At 40.4% G+C, this 19,532-nt stretch carries 13 protein-coding genes and 1 tRNA gene; 8 read left to right on the forward strand and 6 right to left on the reverse strand.

Going from position 1 to position 19,532, the window contains the following annotated elements:
- The 3 genes from FNW02_RS18775 to FNW02_RS18785 all read right to left on the reverse strand — a co-directional run bounded on the left by FNW02_RS18775 (position 1) and on the right by FNW02_RS18785 (position 5,018).
- Entirely contained in the window at positions 1-981 is a 981-nt protein-coding gene (locus FNW02_RS18775; RefSeq protein ID WP_348535418.1) for an iron-siderophore ABC transporter substrate-binding protein, read from the reverse strand.
- Positions 982-1,074: 93 nt separating this feature from the next.
- A complete protein-coding gene (locus FNW02_RS18780) occupies positions 1,075-3,654 on the reverse strand; it encodes a TonB-dependent siderophore receptor (protein ID WP_191759027.1) in 2,580 nt (859 codons plus the stop codon).
- 320 nt (positions 3,655-3,974) lie between these two features.
- The gene (locus tag FNW02_RS18785) at positions 3,975-5,018 is read right to left on the reverse strand and encodes a helix-turn-helix transcriptional regulator (RefSeq protein ID WP_191759028.1); all 1,044 of its coding nucleotides are present in this window, start codon (positions 5,016-5,018) and stop codon (positions 3,975-3,977) included.
- A gap of 269 nt (positions 5,019-5,287) precedes the next feature.
- On the opposite strand from FNW02_RS18785, the gene FNW02_RS18790 reads away from it, so the two are divergent.
- Together FNW02_RS18790 and FNW02_RS18795 are read left to right on the forward strand one after the other, a co-directional pair.
- On the forward strand, positions 5,288-7,045 hold the full coding sequence (locus FNW02_RS18790; RefSeq protein ID WP_191759029.1) for an ABC transporter ATP-binding protein: 1,758 nt from the start codon (positions 5,288-5,290) through the stop codon (positions 7,043-7,045).
- Between the two features lie 144 nt (positions 7,046-7,189).
- On the forward strand, positions 7,190-9,022 hold the full coding sequence (locus FNW02_RS18795) for an ATP-binding cassette domain-containing protein (RefSeq protein ID WP_191759030.1): 1,833 nt from the start codon (positions 7,190-7,192) through the stop codon (positions 9,020-9,022).
- Positions 9,023-9,138: 116 nt separating this feature from the next.
- On the opposite strand, the gene FNW02_RS18800 is transcribed toward FNW02_RS18795, so the two are convergent.
- Positions 9,139-10,374 (reverse strand): RNA-guided endonuclease InsQ/TnpB family protein, encoded by a 1,236-nt coding sequence (locus tag FNW02_RS18800; RefSeq protein WP_225225758.1) that lies wholly within the window; start codon positions 10,372-10,374, stop codon positions 9,139-9,141.
- A 40-nt stretch (positions 10,375-10,414) separates the two neighbouring features.
- On the opposite strand from FNW02_RS18800, the gene tnpA reads away from it, so the two are divergent.
- Positions 10,415-10,822, forward strand: a complete 408-nt coding sequence (gene tnpA, locus FNW02_RS18805; protein ID WP_191759031.1) for an IS200/IS605 family transposase — start codon at positions 10,415-10,417, stop codon at positions 10,820-10,822.
- Between the two features lie 268 nt (positions 10,823-11,090).
- Here the strand turns inward: tnpA and FNW02_RS18810 are convergent, their stop codons facing one another.
- Positions 11,091-11,969: a shikimate dehydrogenase gene (locus tag FNW02_RS18810; protein ID WP_191759032.1), complete on the reverse strand. Its 879-nt coding sequence runs from the start codon at positions 11,967-11,969 to the stop codon at positions 11,091-11,093.
- Between the two features lie 198 nt (positions 11,970-12,167).
- Between FNW02_RS18810 and FNW02_RS18815 the strand changes: the two genes are divergently transcribed.
- Complete coding sequence (locus tag FNW02_RS18815; RefSeq protein ID WP_191759033.1) at positions 12,168-13,106, forward strand: alpha/beta fold hydrolase; 939 nt, start codon at positions 12,168-12,170, stop codon at positions 13,104-13,106.
- A 76-nt stretch (positions 13,107-13,182) separates the two neighbouring features.
- Here the strand turns inward: FNW02_RS18815 and FNW02_RS18820 are convergent, their stop codons facing one another.
- Entirely contained in the window at positions 13,183-15,456 is a 2,274-nt protein-coding gene (locus FNW02_RS18820) for an IMS domain-containing protein (protein WP_191759034.1), read from the reverse strand.
- Positions 15,457-16,215: 759 nt separating this feature from the next.
- Between FNW02_RS18820 and pdhA the strand changes: the two genes are divergently transcribed.
- The 4 genes from pdhA to FNW02_RS18840 all read left to right on the forward strand — a co-directional run bounded on the left by pdhA (position 16,216) and on the right by FNW02_RS18840 (position 19,512).
- Complete coding sequence (gene pdhA, locus FNW02_RS18825) at positions 16,216-17,250, forward strand: pyruvate dehydrogenase (acetyl-transferring) E1 component subunit alpha (protein ID WP_191759035.1); 1,035 nt, start codon at positions 16,216-16,218, stop codon at positions 17,248-17,250.
- 356 nt (positions 17,251-17,606) lie between these two features.
- Positions 17,607-18,476: an aldose epimerase family protein gene (locus FNW02_RS18830; RefSeq protein WP_191759036.1), complete on the forward strand. Its 870-nt coding sequence runs from the start codon at positions 17,607-17,609 to the stop codon at positions 18,474-18,476.
- 61 nt (positions 18,477-18,537) lie between these two features.
- Positions 18,538-18,609 (forward strand) — tRNA-Lys (locus FNW02_RS18835).
- A gap of 210 nt (positions 18,610-18,819) precedes the next feature.
- A complete protein-coding gene (locus tag FNW02_RS18840) occupies positions 18,820-19,512 on the forward strand; it encodes a Uma2 family endonuclease (RefSeq protein ID WP_191759037.1) in 693 nt (230 codons plus the stop codon).
- The last annotated feature ends 20 nt before the right edge of the window (positions 19,513-19,532 follow it).

The raw sequence follows: 19,532 nt of genomic DNA on the forward strand, positions 1-19,532 counted from the left end.
TCACGAAGGCTGTGACTGAATCAGATATTTAAACAAATCATCAAGTAGTTTATTTACACCTAAAAAACCAAATGTCCACCATCTATCTACTTGTACTTCATAAACCCGATTGTTTTTAGCAGCTTTGAGTCTAGACAAAAGTGGATTTTGGAGAAAAGATTTCGCCGCTTCCTTACTTTCACTCATGACAAACAAAATATCAGCGTCATACTTATTTAGTGCCTCGATACTCGATACCAAAGTATCTTCTTTTTGGTTTGCCAGTATAGGTATAAGTCTGATCCCAATGTCTTGAAAAACTTGATTATAAGTTTCATTGTTTGAATATGTACCGATGATACTGTCTGTAAAAAGATTGATTACTGATACTTCTCTCTGTTTTAAACGCTCACCCATTAGCATCTGCAATTGTTTAACTCGTTCGTTGTATTTAGCGATAACTTGTTCTGCCTTTTCAGGCTCACCTAGAACTTGAGCGATAACGCGAAGATTTTCTTTAAAAGAGTAATTCAGACTAGGTAAGTCAATGACAACTGTAGGTGCGATCGCTGATAATTCTTTATAGATACTTTTCTGGTATTCACGCATTAAAATTAAATCTGGTTTGAGCAAAATAACTTTTTCCAAATTAGGCTGATTTCCCACACCAACAAACTCAATACCTGCTGCTTCATCATTAGTCACACCACGAAATAAAAAGTCGTACTCTGGAAAATAAGTTACTGTGCCAATTGGTTTGATACCTAAAGACAATACCGGGTCTAAAAGACCAACATCGTTTAATACAATGATTCGCTGTGGCTTGACAGAAATTCTTGTTTTACCCAAAGCGTGTTTGACTACTTTTGTGGCTATCGGTAGAGGAGATGTAGGTAAGGTGCTGTTACCTTGAATTGCATTTTGTGAAATATTATTATGGCAAGCTAAAAGCAATATAATAGTAACAATTCCTAGAAAAATTAATTTCAGGTTATGATCCACTTTAATAGTTTTTCCTCTTTTTCCCTGGGCTAAAAATTAAACAAAATTGACCCGTTACTTATGAGAATTCTCATACTCCACATTCTATTTTTGTCAAAATTCAATTGCAAATGAGCCAATCAATGTTAAAGGTTCACCATAGTAGACACCTAAACGACCACCATCAGAACCAGTAAAATAAGTATTGTCAAATAGGTTGCGAATATTTAAAGCGGCTCTCCAATTATTGCGCTTGTAAAATACCGACGCATCGGTACGGACAAAACTAGGGAGAACATAACTGTTGTCTAAATCTCCAAAGCGATCGCCTACAAAAAATAATCCCAATCCAAATCCCAAGCCTTGCAGATTTCTTGTTTGAAATTCATAGGTTGTCCACAAACTTGCTGCGTGTTCTGGGATATTATCTCGACGACGACCTTCTAAACCACTAGTATCTTTACTAACAAATGCGTCAATATAAGCATAGGACGCAATCACTTTCCAACCAGGGGTAATTTCCCCAGCAATGTCAAATTCAATTCCTCGACTTGTCTGTTCTCCAGTTTGAATTTGTTCATTGGGGTCGGATGAATTGGGGTCATCAACGGTAACATTTTGCTTGCGGAGGTCATACAATGCTAAAGTTGCGCTCAAACTGGAGGTAATATCAGCTTTCACTCCTACCTCAAATTGTCTACCTGTTTCCGGTTTAAATGGTTCACTATTTCCATTGCGACTTGCACCAAAGCTAGGTTCAAAAGAGGTTGCATAAGATGCGTAAAGTGAAATATTTTGAGATGGTTGATAAACTATTCCTAAGCGGGGGCTAAAGTTACTATCCGATTGGGAAAGTTCTTGCTTTTCTTCACCTAAATTGCGTGTACTGCGAGTTTGGTCAAAAATATCAAATCGACCTCCTACAAGTAATTTGATTTGGGGAATAACTTCTATTTGATCTTGGATATAAAACCCATATTTATCGAGACTATCATCTCGGAAAAAATTTAATATTCCTTCTTTGGGATACTGTAAACGAGCATAGACAGGGTTAAATATATTAATAGATGGGTAGGGTTCAAAGTCTCCAAAAGTTCCATCTTCAGTGATTTTAGTATAATCAAATCCCAACAGAAGTTGATGTTTAATCGAACCTGTGGAAAATTTTCCTACCACATCCGTTTGAACTGAATAAGCATTATCTCGACGTTGAGAAAAATAGCTCAATCTACTTAATTCACCAGTTTCTTCATCCAGAGAATCCCTTAGAGGATAGTAACGTTCTAAATTGACGAATTGAGCGCGGAAAGCATTTCTGAACGACCATTGGTCACTGAACTTATGGTCAAGTAAATAGCTAAAATTAGTTACATTGATTTCCACATCCTGGAACGGCTCACCTAAAAAGCGGTTCCGTGATAAATCTGCTGGACGATTGCCTATCGCCACAGTACCATCATCTGCTGTCCGTTTTTCTTCAAGCCAAGAACCATCTATAGTTAAATTGGTGTTAGGACTAAGCGCAAACTTGAATTTAGGAGCCAGAAACACACGCTCTGAATTTACAAAATCACGAAAACTTCCAGCATTCTCATAAGAAGTATTGAAACGATAAAGAATGCTTCTATTTTCATTTAGCGGCCCCGATAAATCGATTGCACTTCTATAGGTGCTAAAACTGCCAACAGTTCCCTCAAAAGAATAAAATGGTTGAGTTAAAGGTTGTTTACTAACCAAATTAACCAAACCACCTGGAGGTGCATCTCCAAACAATACTGATGCTGGGCCTTTAAGAACTTCAATACGTTCAATATCAGCTGTTTCAATCAAGCCACCATAATTCTGATATAAACGAAGTCCATCCCGAAATAGATTTGCATTGAAACCACGTAAAGAAAGATACTCACTAAAGCCTTGATAATAACCAGCACTAGTAGAACCGCTTACATTTCGCAGTGCATCTTGGACGCGAATTGTTCCTTGATCTTTGAGGACTTCGCGGGGTATTACCTGAATTGATTGAGGTATATCACGGATAGGTGTATCAGTTCTAGTAGCACTTGATGCTTCTTGTGCACGATAACTATTTTGTTCACCCGTCACCACTAATTCAATTGGTTCTTCATTTTGTACTGATGGTTGTTCTGGCTGAGTTTCACTGCTGGGTTGTGGTTCTGGTTGTGTCTGCGGTGTTTGAGTAGTAGTCACACTTGGTACAACTCCAAAAACTAAACCTTCGTCACCATCAAACAACTCAATTTGTGGCACACCAGTTTCACCGATTACTGTCACGCGAATAGTATTTGCATCTAAATTGGTAACTGTAACTTTAGTTATTCCCGCAGTCGGTTTTTCTTGGCGGAATGTATCACTATTAGGTAGGCGTAATTGAGCATTAGGAATGTCAACAATATAGCTATTCCCTTCACTTTTATTTACCAGTTGCAGTTTGTCTGATTGATTGGTTTCTAAAGTTACTTCTATCCCTTTGTCTGTGGCTTGGGACTTGACACCTGTTACTTGAATTAACGACTGAGCAAGCCATTGCTGAATATTGGTAGCAGGCTTTTCTGCATCACGCAATTGAGAAAATTTAGAGATTTGTTTTTGGCTATCTTCAGCTAACACAGGGGCGTTAACCAGTATCAAAGCCACACTGATCATCCAAGTTATTTTTTGCAACTGATTTGACATGACTCTACTCACCACACATATCAATAAGTAACAAGGGGTTGGGGGTTGACAACAGAGGACTTGGAAAGAGACAAAAAATTCCTCTTGCCAACGCCCCATGCCCAATCAAGTTTACTTTTGTAATTAGTAATTAATATCAAAAAGCTTACAGGAAAGCTCTTGGATGTGGATAATTGCTTTGAACGCTAGACGGAATTTTTTGAATGCTAGACGGAATTTTTGAATTTTTAGGTTGTTAAATCAGGTTATGATTACTTTGGTTTTTAAATTACTACGTAACCTTTTGATACCCAAAATCAAGTCGTTTATTTGTACTATTCTTATCCTATCAACTCATCAATTTCCATTAATAAGCGCGAATTAGCTATCAAAAATTCTTTGGGATTAATGCCAAATTTTTTTCTAAAAGCTGTGGCAAAGTAACTGCGACTAGAAAACCCAACTTTTCGAGCGGCTTGAGCAATGCTTATTTCTCCTGCTATTAACAATTTGCGTGCTTGTTCTAATCTATGATGATGTAAATAGCCAAATACTGTTGTATCAAATACTAGACGAAAGCCGCGTTTAAGAGTGCAGTCATTTAAGCCGACTTGTCTGGATAAATCCATTAAAGAAGGAGGATTTTCTAAATCGCGGAGCAAAATTTCTTTGGCGTAGTGAATACGTTCTACATCATCAGGCTTTAGTGAAAAGGTATCATTTTTACCTTGACGTGCTGCTAAATCTTCTTCAACCAGCAATACTATTAGTTCCAAAACCTTGCTTTCTAAGTACATCCTTTTCATCATTCCCTGATAGGGACAATTTAACATTTGTTGTAATGCCACTTGCATTACTGGAGTCGTAGTACCAGAACGAGAATAGTATTCTTGATGAGGGTTTCTGACTAAATGAGTTAATTCTTGCGGAAGCTGATTTTTTTCTTTACCCATAAAAAGGCGAAATAGCTCCGGTTCTATGTGAACATTAATTTCAATGATTTTTTCTGATTTAAATGTTTTATTTCTTTCCTTTGGTGCTAGTCCACTACCCCACAATCTGTTTTGTCCAACACTAATAGAAAAATGTCTGTCTTGTTGACATCCTGCAAGATAAAAGCTGTATTCTAAAGGATGTTGTCGCTCAGGGAGTTTGATAATTAAATCGTCATATAATTGGTGTTCGGAAATGCCTAAATATAAACCATCCCGTAGTTCTATATCACCATAAAATCCTTGACCTAATTCTTTTGGGAAATAGGAAATGGTGTCAAATATATCCCAGCAAACGCCTACTGTGGGAGGAATGCCATCGCATCTTTTTTCTACTTCTGGTATCTCTACAAATAAATCCCAAAAAGCTTGTTGTGAAATTGTGACTGTCATGACTAGTAGCAATAAGTTATTATATCTGTCGCTAATAATTAGCAATATGTTTTGGTAAAATCTCAATGCAAAATCACTTTGAGTCGTATTTGTAATTAAATACAGCAAGTAACCACTTATTGAGATAAGTTGGCACTAATATGATTAGAGTAGCCTATTTTTATACCATTAAGTTGTTATCAAACATCCAAAATTTTTGCAACATTTTCTCAATTACTGGGAATTGCTTGGCAACCTCAAGAATACAACTTGCTGATAGCTAAAGCTTTATGAAAATCGGACTACAGCAGTACTGGAACTTACTTGTAGACTATCTCAAGCCGCAAAAGGGTAGGGTTGTTAAGTTTGCGATCGCTCTTTTCGCCAGTATCGGCTTACAAATTCTCAACCCCCAAATTCTGCGTTATTTCATCGATACGGCTGTTGCTGGTGGCAATAGTCAGAAATTATTCTTAGCAGCCCTATTATTTATTGGTGTAGCCTTAATTACCCAAGCAATGTCAATTACCGCCACATTCTATGGTGAAAATGTCGCTTGGACAGCTACTAATGCTTTGCGTGCAGATTTGGTAGAGCATTGTTTGAGACTAGATTTATCCTTTCACAAATACCGCACACCAGGCGAATTAGTTGAACGCATAGACGGTGATGTGCAGAATTTGTCAGAATTTTTCTCTAAATTTACTATTCACATCTTGGGCAATTTGCTCATGATGTTGGGTGTGATTGTGGTACTGTTTGCAGAAGATTGGCGAGCCGGTTTAGCTATTTTATTGTTTGCGCTGACAGCCTTATCTACGCTGATTAAGCTGCGTACCATTTCAGTTTTGCATTGGAGAGGCTATCGCCAATTTAGTGCAGAGTTTTTTGGCTTCTTAGGTGAACAATTAACAGGGATGGAAGATATCCGTGCCAATGGAGCGAAAAACTATGTGATGCACCGCTTCTATAAAATTATTCGTAACTGGCTACCTATCTTTCATAAAGCACGCTTTGCCGATACAATTCTCTGGGTGACAACCAACGGTATATTTACATTGGGTAGTGTAATTGCTTTAACGGTCGGCGCTTACCTATGGAATCAACAGGCTATTACTATTGGTACAGTTTACCTTCTGTATTATTACACCATCACTCTCACCGAACCAATTGAACAAATTCGCAACCAATTTGAAGACCTCCAGCAAGCAGATGCGAGTATCTATCGCATTACAGACTTATTGCAAGTTCAATCTCAATTGAGTGCAGACGGCGATAAATCAATTCCACCAGGCGCACTTTCTATAACTTTTGAGAATGTCTCATTTAGCTACAATGACCAGGGAATGGGGAGTGGGGATTTAGTATTGCAAGATATATCTTTTAATTTACCTGCTGGTAAGATACTAGGGTTATTAGGGCGTACAGGTAGTGGTAAGTCTTCTTTAGCGCGATTACTGTTGAGATTATATGATCCCCAATCAGGTTCAATTCGTTTAGGCGGTGTGCCTATTGACCAAATGTTAACAGAACTACCTGGAAAAATCGGGTTAGTAACTCAAGATGTCCAACTTTTTCAAACTACAGTCCGTAATAACCTCACCTTTTTCAACCAACATATTAGCAGCGATCGCATCTATGAAACCCTAGAAATGTTGGGAATGTCAGAATGGTTAAACTCTTTACCTCATGGTTTAGATACAACTTTGGGGCCAGATAGTAGCGGCTTATCGGCGGGACAGGCGCAGTTATTAGCCTTTACGCGTGTGTTTCTCAAAGACCCTGGTTTAGTAATTTTAGATGAAGCTTCCTCACGCCTCGACCCGATGACAGAAAAACTCATTGAAAAAGCTATAAATCAATTATTTTTAGGGCGTACTGGCATTATTATTGCTCATCGTTTAGCAACTGTAGTAAGAGCAGATCAAATCTTAATTTTAGAAAAAGGTAGAGTAAATGAATACGGTGAAAGAGAAGAATTAGCAAAAAATCCTCAATCACGTTTTGCTCAATTATTACAAGCTGGTTTAGCAGATTTATTAGTTTAACTTGATTAGCCCAATTGACATATAGCAGTTCCCAATTACATGAGGTATACTCTCACCTCTGAACTCAAAGAGATGTGTACTTCACTAAACCGAGAAATGTCATAACACTCTGCTCTAATTACGAACTACGAATTACGAATTATTATGGTGTCATCAACAAGAAAGTTTCCGGGTTGGCAATTATTATGGCAATTGATTTGCTATGACCCAAAACTATATTTAATTGATACTTGCTTCTGGATTTTTATTATGGGCTTGCCTGCCTTACCAGGGCTAATTATTCGAGAGTTTTTTAATAGCCTCACAGATAAAGCTCAATTAGGTTTATCTCCTTGGATATTTATTGCTTTCTTGTTGGCTTTGAATTTAGGACATATTGCGGTGATATTTGCTGGACGAATCACCAAAACTCAACACCGCTTTACCATGCGATCGCTACTAAGAAGAAACTTATTAGAACGTCTCTTAAATAATCCTCATGCTCAAATTATGATTGCTAACGGTGATACTGATAAGACTGTATCCCAGGGTGAGGTAATGAGCTTTTTTCGAGATGATACTGAACACATTGAAGATAATGTAGCATGGGTATCAGAAATTCTTGGCGAAGGTATATTTGCTATTTTTTCTTTAATGATTTTATTGAGTGTCAATGTCCCAATGACACTATTTGTTTTCCTTCCCTTGGTAGGGATGGTAGTAATTATTCAAAAAGCAGAAATCCGCATCAAACAGTATCGTAAATCTAGCCGTCAAGCAACTCAACAAGTCACGGGTATTTTAGGAGAAATATTTAGTTCTGTGCAAGCGATTAAAGTAGCTGGCGCAGAACAAGATGTACTCAATTATTTCCGCGCTTTAAATGATAACCGTCGTCAGATGATGGTTAAAGATAGCCTATTAAACGCCATTCTCAATTCACTGTTTCAAAATATGGTGAGTTTTGGAACAGGTTTGATTTTGGTTATGGCTTCTTTTTTGATGCAAAGCAGCGTTAATCAGCTAACAGTGGGTGACTTTGCTTTGTTTGTTTATAACCTTTCCTTTGTTACAGGCTTTTTTAGCTCTGTAGGCGGATTTATAGCATTGTATAAGCAAACAGAAGTTGCTTTTGAACGTATGACTGCTTTAATTGGTGGCGCATCAGCAGAGACTTTAGTAACACCAAATCAACTTTATCTACAAGACTTGGGTAAAAGTAAAAATACCTTACCTCGATTAGAACAACCTTTAGAGAATAATATTCATAATTTACAATCATTAAAACTATCAAATTTAACTTATATTTATCCTGGTACTAATCAAGGAATCGCAGATATCAACTTACAAATACAACGCGGTAATTTGACTGTAATTACTGGACGCATTGGTTCTGGAAAAACTACATTGCTACGAGTGTTGTTAGGCTTATTACCTAAGCAAGCAGGGGAAATTTACTGGAATGAACATACAGTTGCAAACCCTGCTAATTTTTTTGTACCCCCTCGTAGTGCTTATACCCCGCAAATTCCCCAACTTTTTAGCTATTCTTTACGAGAAAATATTTTGCTGGGATTGTCTAAGGATGATTCTGATATCGAAACAGCATTAAAAATGGCTGTGTTTGAGCAAGATTTAGCAGTCATGCATGAGAAGCTAGAAACTTTAGTGGGAACAAAAGGTGTACGGCTTTCTGGTGGACAGATGCAACGGGTAGCGGCGGCGCGGATGTTTGTACGTCAACCAGAGTTGCTGGTATTTGATGACCTTTCAAGTGCGTTGGATGTGGAAACAGAATTGACATTATGGGCGCGGATATTTGCTAATACAACTGAACAAGGAGAAAATTCTTGGACACCAACTTGTTTGATAGTGTCTCATCGCCATTCGGTTTTACGCCGCGCTGACCAGATTATTGTGATGAAAGCAGGTAGAGTTGCCGCACAGGGAAATTTTGAGGAAATTTTAGCAGATGAGCAAGCTGATTGGATTTTTTAGGTTGATATGACTCATTGACACTCCCCCGCTAATTGCTAACGCAATGTAGCAGGAGATTCTTGCTTCTCAGAAACACGCACGGCAGTTGCTCTACTTGGGGAGACACGCCAGTTCCTCTACTTGGGGAAACCCCAAGACCGGACTGGCTCCCCAAGACCGCACTGCCTCTTTTTGGCACAAGTACCAACGAGTCTTACTGCTTCTCCACAAGCTTGGATTTCTGCGTGTCCCGCAGTATTTGTTGACAGTATTCTTATCCCCTCTGACCTCAAGTTCCGTGAAGCATTTTCATCTCTGTCATGGGGTGTTTGACAACTCGGACAAATCCACTCACGGATGCTTAAATTCAGAAAATCGTTTTTATGACCGCAAAACGAACAAAGCTTTGAACTGGGAAAGAATCTGTCAACTTGAACAAATTTCCCTGCTTCTGTCTCCAGTTTGTAGCTGATGAAATTAAGCAGCATACCAAAACCAGCATCATGTATTGACTTGGCTAACTTGGTACGAGCTAATCCCCTAACGCAAAGGTTTTCAGCTACTATGACTTGGTTATCATCACATAACTTTCGTGAGAGTTTATGGAGAAAATCTGTACGAGTGTTTGATATTTTTTCGTGAACTTTAGCAACTACTCTAACTGCTTTACGTCTATTGTTAGACCCCTTAACTTTACGAGATAAAGCTTTCTGCCTAATTCGTAGTCGTTTAGCATATTTTCTAGTAGGTTTGATTGGGTCAACCTTGTAACAGATTTCACCATCAAACACAGTTACTAGACTATTTAACCCTAAATCAATTCCTGATATTTTTCCTTGCTTAGTGTTTGTTAAATCTTTTGTCTCAAATAAGATTGCAGCAAAATATTTATCTGTACTTGTCTTAGAAACAGTTACAGATTTAATCTTGTCATTAATATTTTTTGAAAGACTAGCTTTAACAATGCCGAGCTGAGGTAGTTTTAATCCACTATCTTTAATAGAACAACTTTCAGGGAATCGGATTGACTGTTTGGAGTGCTTACTTTTGAATTTGGGGAATCCAGTACGTTTAGAAAAAAAGTTTTTAAACGCAGATTCCAAATTCTTGAGTGACTGTTGTAGAACAGCAGCAGTTGGTTCTTGTAGCCATTCATAATTAGTTAGTTTCTTCAATTGGGTAAGGTCTTTAGCCATCTGACAGTAAGTCATACCTTTACCCGTTTCTTCGTATTGAGTATTAGTTTTATTGAGGTAGAAATTCCAAACAAAACGAGAACATCCAAAGCTTTTAGTTAAGGATATCTCTTGCTCTTTGTTGGGATAAATTCTGACCTTCAGGACATCCAACATCAATACGACATTGAGAAACAACTATGGTAATATACTACTTACCGCTATTTATTGTCAATCCATGTATAATCATGGTTTTAGGTCTGTTTACAGACTTAACGCTCATATCGTCTTCGTTGTAAAGTACCGCAGAAAAGCTATTAATGCAGAAATACTAAACAGGCTAAAAGAAATAATCACAGACACCCTAAAAAAATGGGACTGTGAATTACTGGAGTTCAATGGGGAAGTAGACCATGTACATCTATTAATTGACTACAAACCAGATAAAACACTCTCAACACTGATTGGAAATATCAAGACAGTGAGTAGTAGATTGATTCGCAAAGAGTTCCCTTGGTTAGCTAAAAAATACTTTTACAACAAGCCTTACTTTTGGACTGGTGCATATTTTGTTGCTAGTTGTGGAGGTGTCACAGTTGAGCAACTAAAAAATTACGTTGACAACCAAGAACAACCAAAACAATGATTCGCTGCACTCAGTTTTATTTGGTCGCAATTCATCATCCCGTTACAGTCGCAGACTTAACGGGAGTCCTCTTGCTCCATTTAAGATAGACCTCTTGCACGAATATTTGAAAATAATAATTTTAACTAGTTCCGTGGGTTTAAGTCCCCCGGTTCTATAACCAGCAAGCTTTGTATTAGGGTTAAATCCCCATTACAAAACTTAATTACGAATTACGAATTACGAATTACGAATTTTTTAACAGACACATCTGTATCCTGAGTTCCCATCACCTTAAGCCTAGGTGATTTTGCAATGCTTGGCGCATTACTTCCACAGGCAAAGTTTCTGACTGCAACCAGATTTTTAATGCTGCTACTCCTTGTTGAACGAGCATTTCTAATCCATCGATCGCAATTGCGCCTTGTGATTGTGCTTGTTGAAGAAATTGTGTCGGTTTAGGAATATATATTAAATCATAGGCGATCGCACCCGATGCTAAATTTGTTATTTCCTCTACACTCAAAGGTGACTCATTTATCTTGGGATACATCCCAATGGGAGTTGTATTTACCAACAAATTAGCTTGCGGAATGAGTTTTATGAGTGTGTCCCATGTATGGACTTGCAAACTCTCAGCTAGTGGTGAATTACCCCAACTATTGCGGAATTCTTGTAATTTGTGCATGTTGCGCCCAACAACATGAATTTTGGCAAAACCTAGTTGATGACAACCTGCAACAACAGCCCTCGCAGCGCCACCATTACCTAAAATTACCGCCGTTTTCTGACTCCAATCCTGTTTATACGTTGTTTGCAAAGGGGCAATAAATCCTTCTATATCTGTATTTGTACCCACCCATCGATGATTTTGACGGCTAACAGTATTCACTGCTCCTATAGCTTGAGCGATGGGCGTAATTTCGGATAATAAGGGCAATATTGTCTGTTTGTGAGGGATTGTCACACTAAAGCCGACAACATCAATGGCGGCAAATCCGGCGATTGCTATCTCTAAATTCTCTGGTTTTATCGGAAAGGGGAGATAAATATAATCTAAGCCCAATTGAGCGATCGCAGCATTATGCATCACTGGTGAGAGCGAATGTTCCACCGGATGTCCAATGACTCCTAGCAGTTTAGTTTTGCCTGTAATTTCATTAGTCATTAGTCATTAGTCATTAGTCATTAGTCATTAGTCAAGAGTCAATAGTCAATAGTCAGTATTTATTGCCCCTCTGCCCCTCTGCTCCCCTGCTCCCCCTGCTTCCCTGCTCCCCCATTCCCCTATTCTGAATCAGTCGAGTGTTCGTAATTTGACGGCTAGCCTACAATTATTAGAAGTTACTTAATATTTCTTTATATCATGCAGGCAACCACAGCTCCCTCTACAAGCCCAATCCCTGGCAAATATTGGCAGTGGCGAGGACACAACATTTATTATGTGCGTGCGGGAGAGAGACAATCACAACGTCCACCTTTGCTACTAGTACATGGATTTGGTGCTTCCACAGACCACTGGCGCAAGAATATCACAGGATTGTGCCAAGATTTTGAAGTATTTGCGATCGACCTTTTGGGGTTCGGACGCTCAGCAAAAGCGAAATTGCAGTACAGCGGTGACTTGTGGCGCGACCAGCTCAACGATTTTATCAGTGAAGTCATTGGTCAAAAAGCAGTCTTAGCAGGAAACTCCCTTGGTGGCTATGCTTGCTTGTGTGTTGCAGCACAACATCCTGACAGTGTAGCTGGTTTAGTTTTGCTCAATAGTGCAGGGCCCTTTAGCGAAAGTCAGGCTATACCTGAACCTGAAGCTTTACAATCAGAAATTCAGGCTCCCAAACAACCTGATCCTTTGCAGAAACTCCTAGGTGATAGTGTTAAGTGGATTTTGCAACAACCTTTAGCTCAATTTTTGTTATTTCAATACGTGCGACAGCGTTGGGTAATTCGCCAAACTTTAGAGAAAGTTTATCTTGACAAGAGCGCGATTACAGACCAATTGGTAGAGGAAATTTATCGCCCTGCTTACGATTCGGGTGCAATGGAAGTGTTTGTTTCGGTCTTTAGCACTCCTCAAGGAGAAAAAGTTGATGTGCTACTAAAGCAATTAACTTGTCCTCTATTAATTTTGTGGGGAGAAGCTGACCCTTGGATGAATGCTAGAGAACGTTCCCAGAAATTTCGACAATATTATCCTGAACTCACAGAACATTTCCTAACGGCGGGTCATTGTCCTCATGACGAAGTACCCCATAGAGTTAACCCACTTTTACGTGATTGGGTTTTGTCTATTGCTCTGTAATATAGCCCTAAATACCAAGATTCCCGACTTCTTTAAAGAAGTCGGGAATCTGAGGCCTTTCAATTACAAACAGGTTCTAACTAATAACTGACATATTCTGGATTCGCCACGCACCTTTTAGACGAATCAAATTATACCGAACTCGCAAACTTTCCTCAGAAGACTTTTTAAACTGACCATTTTCATAGAACTGGGTAACTTCCTTCACTGTAGCTACTACAGCAGCACGATCCGGGTCAAACTCAATGTTATTTACAGATTCTACCTTGAGGTTATGGTTGTACTTACGGTAGCGGTTATCTAACCTATCCTGCTGGGTAACTAGTCGCCATTGAGTTAGAGCTGAACCAACTAAAATCTGGTCTAAATTACTAATCTCATGATTTGGCCCTAAAGCTGCGGCCTTGGTAGAGAGCCAAGCCTGAATAACTTCCTGTGCCGTTGTATCTGTGAGAGTTCCTTCTGGCGGTTGGGGGTTGCTGTTTTTGTCAGGAATCGGTATTGGTGGTTGATTGAGTTGGACAAATAATTGTTGACCTTGTAAAGACGGTGTAGGGAAAAATAGATTTTTTAGCCATCCAAAAGCTGTTGTAACTACCACCCAGAAAACTAATAGACCCACTAGAGAAATAAATACCCTCCACACAAGCCGCGTTTTCCCTTCTAGGGTGCTAGCAAAAGTTCGCCGCCGCCGCCGAGGATAAGGATGATTATCTAATACACGCTCACGAGGCGGCACTTGAGTCGGCTTTCGCCTCCTTCGCTTTCGATTCTGACCCGTTGTAGCAGCCTTAGCTGAACCATTTAAGTTGCTATTAGGGCCTCTGGCTATTCGTTCAGCAGTAGGAATCTGTGCCCCAGGTACTTCTGATTTTGAACTCCCAGATGTATTCCATGTAGGTGGCGAGAATGCATATTCAGATCTTTCTCTTATGAGTGTTTCTGGTAACTCTGGGTCAGGTGTTATGTTGTAATTGAATTGCCGAGACCCAGTTGAATTACTGTGGCGACGGGAATTATTTGTCTGTGCCTGGGGAAAGGGTTGGCGGTTAATTACAGCCCATTCATCAGTTGTTTCTGCATCCGTTGGTAGTGCTTCTAGATAAGCTTGAACCTGTTGGTCGGCAAAGTAATTTTTTAGGGAAGCTTGCTGTTTTGCCAAATCTCGGAAGTGCGGAAACACCTCATGTTGTAACCATTGTTCTCCATATAGACACAGCCCTGGTAATAAGTCTGGAGAATCTTGAGATTTTTCTCGAATAAAAGCCAGGGCTTCGTACTCTTGACTGAGTTCTAAAACACGGGTTGCTTCTTCGGTTTGCCCCAGTAGTAATGCACATAGCGATTGTTCTAAATGTACATCTTGGCGCTTGCCCAGACGGATCAGCATTTGCCTTGCTTGACTAATTAAAGCTGGTTGACGCTGAGCAAATCCTCGTGCTATCAAGGCATAGACAGCCAAGTAGGTAGCAACAGCAGAGGGACGTTTACTTTCAGCTTCAAATAGCTTGTGCTGTTCTGCAACTGTTAAGTGGTTGCGTAACTGCTGGATGAATCGCAGAAAATCATCTATGTTTAAACCAGATAGATCATTGCCAGTACCATCAATACCACCACGGTCTTCTAAGATATTTTGCAATAATCCTAAACCTTGACGCCGTTCGGTGGTTTTCTCTAGAGGTAGTGCCAGTAACTCTAAAATTCTATATGGTCGCAATTTGCAAAGATCCGCCTGAATTTCAACCTGGACGCTGGGGAATAAGCTTTCGCGTGATAGCAACTCCTCACCTGTTTCTAGGGATATGGCAGCATTTTCGTAGTGGCCTTGCTGCCATTGCTCGCGTCCTAATTCTAAGCAGGCAAGAGCAACGGTGAGAATAACATCTGGACGTTCTGCACTTTCGTGGATTTCTTCGCTTGCGAGATTATTGTCTTTGCTGCCACTATTTTTCACCAGGTACGGACGACCCAGTTTCAGTACGAGTTCGTATTCTCCTAGCTCTTGCAGAATCAATAAAGCGCCAACTAATTCGTCTTGGACAATTTCGATGCTAAGACTTTGCGCGTCAAAACCCTTTTTGTGGCTTTCCGTGCGGTTTTCCACTGCGGCGGCGCTATCAGGGTCATAGGCGTGAGCAAGATAAAGCTGATCGTAGGTGCTACGTTCTTTTTGATCTGATAAAACCACGTAAGCTTCTTCTATGAGTTGTTTGCGAGAAGAAATTGCTGCCTGAGAATACTCGCGTCGCGGCAATTGTACAATGCGATCACTATATGCTTGCCGCAATTGTTCATTACTTGCCGCTAACGGTAGTCCTAAAATTCGGTAGTAATCTAGTGGAATTCGCACAGCCTACTTCCCCTGCACCGTGATCAGCGTAATTTACCTAGAGCGTTCCAGGCATGTAAAACCGTGCCATAATAATGCCGTGTAGAATTTACACTACAAGTGTATATTGCAACAACTTGTTTTGTACCTTCCCGAAATTTTGAGTCACATTCTAGTATTAATTTCTGCCTTCGCCTAGAAAGCGTCAGCTTTTTGTCTTAATTCTTAGTATTTTTCGTTTAACACAACTGCTATTTGCATTCGATACCGTAATGTAAAACTACCACTTTTAGTGACGGCATAAATGTTGTACTTGCAAGAATCTATATTATTTTCCTTTAAGTACACCCTGCGTATGCGGTAATAGAAATACTGCTTTCGAGGGTTGAACCTGATAACGATACGGGAGAAGAATATCATATCATGGTTAGATTTTAATTACAATTACTTAACTAGGTATATGATTTTGAAGTCCATTTTTCCTAAATTGTTAATGGATATGCAGAAAGCAGTCTATCCTGATTGCTAGCCTATGAGGGGGAGTAAGCAGAGAGTGCTGAGTAGGGAGTGCTGAGTCGTGAGTAACTAAGAATAATACTCATGACGCAAAACCGAGAACTCAGAACTAATGAACTATTCCATAAAATCCTTTTTGGTGCATAAATAAATTTGATTGTTGACTCTTGCAAACGCCAGCTTGCTATGAAGCTAAAGCGTTCTGAGAGCAACTTAATTTAAGACCGTAACTTTTAAGTTGTACAACAGGGACACTCAAAAATCATGGTTCACGAACGCACATTACCCAAATTTAATGCTGCTACTACCCACATCACCAAAGAAGAAGGATTGCGGTTGTACGAAGACATGGTACTGGGGCGCTTGTTTGAAGACAAGTGTGCCGAAATGTACTACAGGGGTAAAATGTTTGGCTTTGTCCACCTGTACAACGGTCAAGAAGCCGTTTCCACTGGTGTTATCCAAGCAATGCGACCGGGTGAAGATTTTGTTTCTAGCACCTACCGCGACCACGTTCATGCTCTGAGTGCAGGCGTACCAGCAAGAGAGGTAATGGCAGAGTTATTTGGTAAAGCCACAGGTTGCAGCAAAGGGCGTGGTGGTTCCATGCACATGTTTTCTGCTGAACATCGCTTGCTAGGTGGCTATGCTTTTGTGGCTGAGGGAATTCCTGTAGCAGCTGGAGCAGCTTTTCAAAGCAAATATCGCCGCGAAGTGCTGGGAGATAACAGCGCTGACCAAGTGACAGCTTGCTTTTTTGGCGATGGTGCTGCTAACAATGGTCAGTTTTTTGAGACGTTGAACATGGCAGCTTTATGGAAACTGCCAATTATTTTTGTGGTAGAAAATAACAAGTGGGCAATTGGTATGGCTCACGAGCGAGCAACTTCCCAGCCAGAGATTTATAAAAAAGCCAGTGTATTTAACATGGTGGGTGTGGAAGTAGATGGTATGGATGTATTAGCGGTGCGAGCCGTAGCACAAGAAGCTGTAAGTCGCGCTCGTGCAGGTGAAGGCCCGACATTAATTGAAGCACTTACTTACCGCTTCCGTGGTCACTCTCTGGCAGACCCAGATGAAATGCGAAGCAAAGCTGAGAAAGAATTTTGGTTTGCTCGTGACCCAATTAAGAAGTTGGCAGCTTATTTAGTTGAGCAAAACTTGGCAGACCAGCAAGAACTCAAAGCCATTGATCGTAAAATTCAGGATGTAATCGACGAAGCAGTTAAGTTCGCCGAAAGCAGCCCTGAACCAGACCCCAGCGAGTTATATCGCTTTGTGTTTGCAGAAGACGAGTAAGTTAGGGACTGGGGACTGGGGACTGGGGAACAGGAAAAGAATAACAATGCCCCATGCCCAATACTTCTCTACGAGAGGCTGCGCCCTAAGAGGTTGTTTGAAAAGTAGTTACCTGTGATTTTAGGCACTTGTTGATCCCCCCTAGCCCCCCTTAAAAAGGGGGGAAACCGGAATTAAAGTCCCCCTTTTTAAGGGGGATTTAGGAGGATCTAGAACGTTTTGCTACCAACAAGAGGACTTTTCAAACATCCTCTAAGCGTAGCTATGCCGCAGGCTTTACAGCTACGCTCAGTACAAATGCCCCATGCCCCATACCCCAGTCCCCAATGCCCAATTCCCCATTAGGACTAAAATTTGTGTTTAACATTACAGTTCAAGAGCAACAGTATAAGACCTACATTCTTTCAGATGAAACCGCTGGTTCTCAACTGGAAGTCGTACCAGAACGCGGTGGGATTATCACCCGTTGGCGCATTCAAGGGCAAGAAATTTTCTACCTGGATACTGAACGCTTTACTCATCCTGATTTGAGTGTCAGGGGTGGAAATCCAATTTTGTTTCCTATTTGTGGCAATCTACCAGATAATACTTATACTCACAACGGGCAAAAATATACTCTCAAACAACACGGTTTTGCCCGTGAATTGCCGTGGAAAGCAACAGAACAAAAAACTGAACATAAAGCTAGTCTGACTGTCGTTCTTGATAGCAATGAGCAAACCAAGGCAGTTTATCCTTTTGATTTTCAGCTGACTTTCACCTACGAACTTCAAGGTAATACCCTAGAAGTCCGTCAGCAGTATAAAAACTTGTCATCCACACCAATGCCCTTTTCGGCTGGTTTCCATCCCTACTTTCTGTGCGGTGATAAAACTCAGTTAGAGTTTGAAATTCCCTCTAAGCAGTATCAAGACAATCAAACTAAGGAAATTCACTCTTTTGATGGCAATTTTGACTTTAGCCGTGATGAAATTGATTTTGCCTTTGGACAGTTAACGAGCAAATCGGCTACTGCGATAGATCGCAGCCGTAAGTTAAAACTCACCTTGGATTATGATGATTTCTTTACCTGGCTGGTGTTTTGGACAGTCAAAGGCAAGGAATTCTACTGTCTAGAACCGTGGAGTGCCACCCGTAACTCTCTTAATACTGGCGATAACCTGACTGTGCTAGCACCAGGAGCTAGCCACTCAGCATCCGTAAGATTGACTGCTAATTTTTTCTAAACCTGTTTACAAATCTACAGATATCTATGCTATGATGGCAAAGTTGCGAAATACAGCGAAAGGGTCGCTAACTCAACGGTAGAGTACTCGGCTTTTAACCGATTAGTTCCGGGTTCGAATCCCGGGCGACCCATATCAAAGAAAAAACCTTGCTGATGCTTTAGAAATAGAAAGTTGAGGCGAGGTTGATTTTTAATGGAAAATTTGCGGACGCGATCGCCCTGGAACATAAAATACTCTAGAGCGATGGCTTATCGTTGAGAAAATGCGATCGCCAATTCCCTTACAATAAATATCCTCAATTCGGTAGGATAGGCACAGGCTGATCCCAGATGCGATCGTTATGGTAAAAACACCCCCGCAGCATTTAACAATTCCCCGTTTGGAAAATGGCGACAAACTCACCCGTTATGAATTTGAGCGGCGCTACAACGCCATGCCCAACTTGAAAAAAGCCGAATTGATCGAAGGAATTGTCTATATCATGCCTGCTGCTTTGCGTTTTAGAAGTCACGGTCAACCTCATGGATGGATTCTCACATGGCTTGGTACGTATGAAGCCGCTACACCAGGAGTCGCTTTAGGAGTTGAACCGACTGTACGCCTAGACTTAGATAACGAACCTCAACCGGATGCCGTTCTTCTCATCGCACCAGAAGCAGGTGGTCAAGCAAAGCTAAGTGATGATGATTACATCGAAGGAGCGCCTGAGCTAGTTGTCGAAATTGCTGCTAGTAGCGCCGCCATTGACCTTCATGCCAAAAAGCAAGCCTATCGCCGGAATGGAGTCAAAGAATATATTGTCTGGCAAGTTCTCGATCAGAAATTGACTTGGTATTATCTGGAACAAGGTGATTATCTAGAATTAGCCACTGATAGTAATGGAATTGGGCGAAGTCTAGTTTTTCCTGGGTTGTGGTTAGGGGTAACAGAGTTATTAGCGGGAAATATGCAATCCGTGTTGACTATTTTACAGGCAGGTTTGCAATCTTCTGAACACACAGCATTTGTTCAGAAATTAGCCAGTAAATCATAGCTCTAAACTATTTGGGATAC

The sequence above is a fragment of the Komarekiella delphini-convector SJRDD-AB1 genome, assembly GCF_014831675.1.
In the GTDB taxonomy this organism is placed as follows: domain Bacteria; phylum Cyanobacteriota; class Cyanobacteriia; order Cyanobacteriales; family Nostocaceae; genus Komarekiella.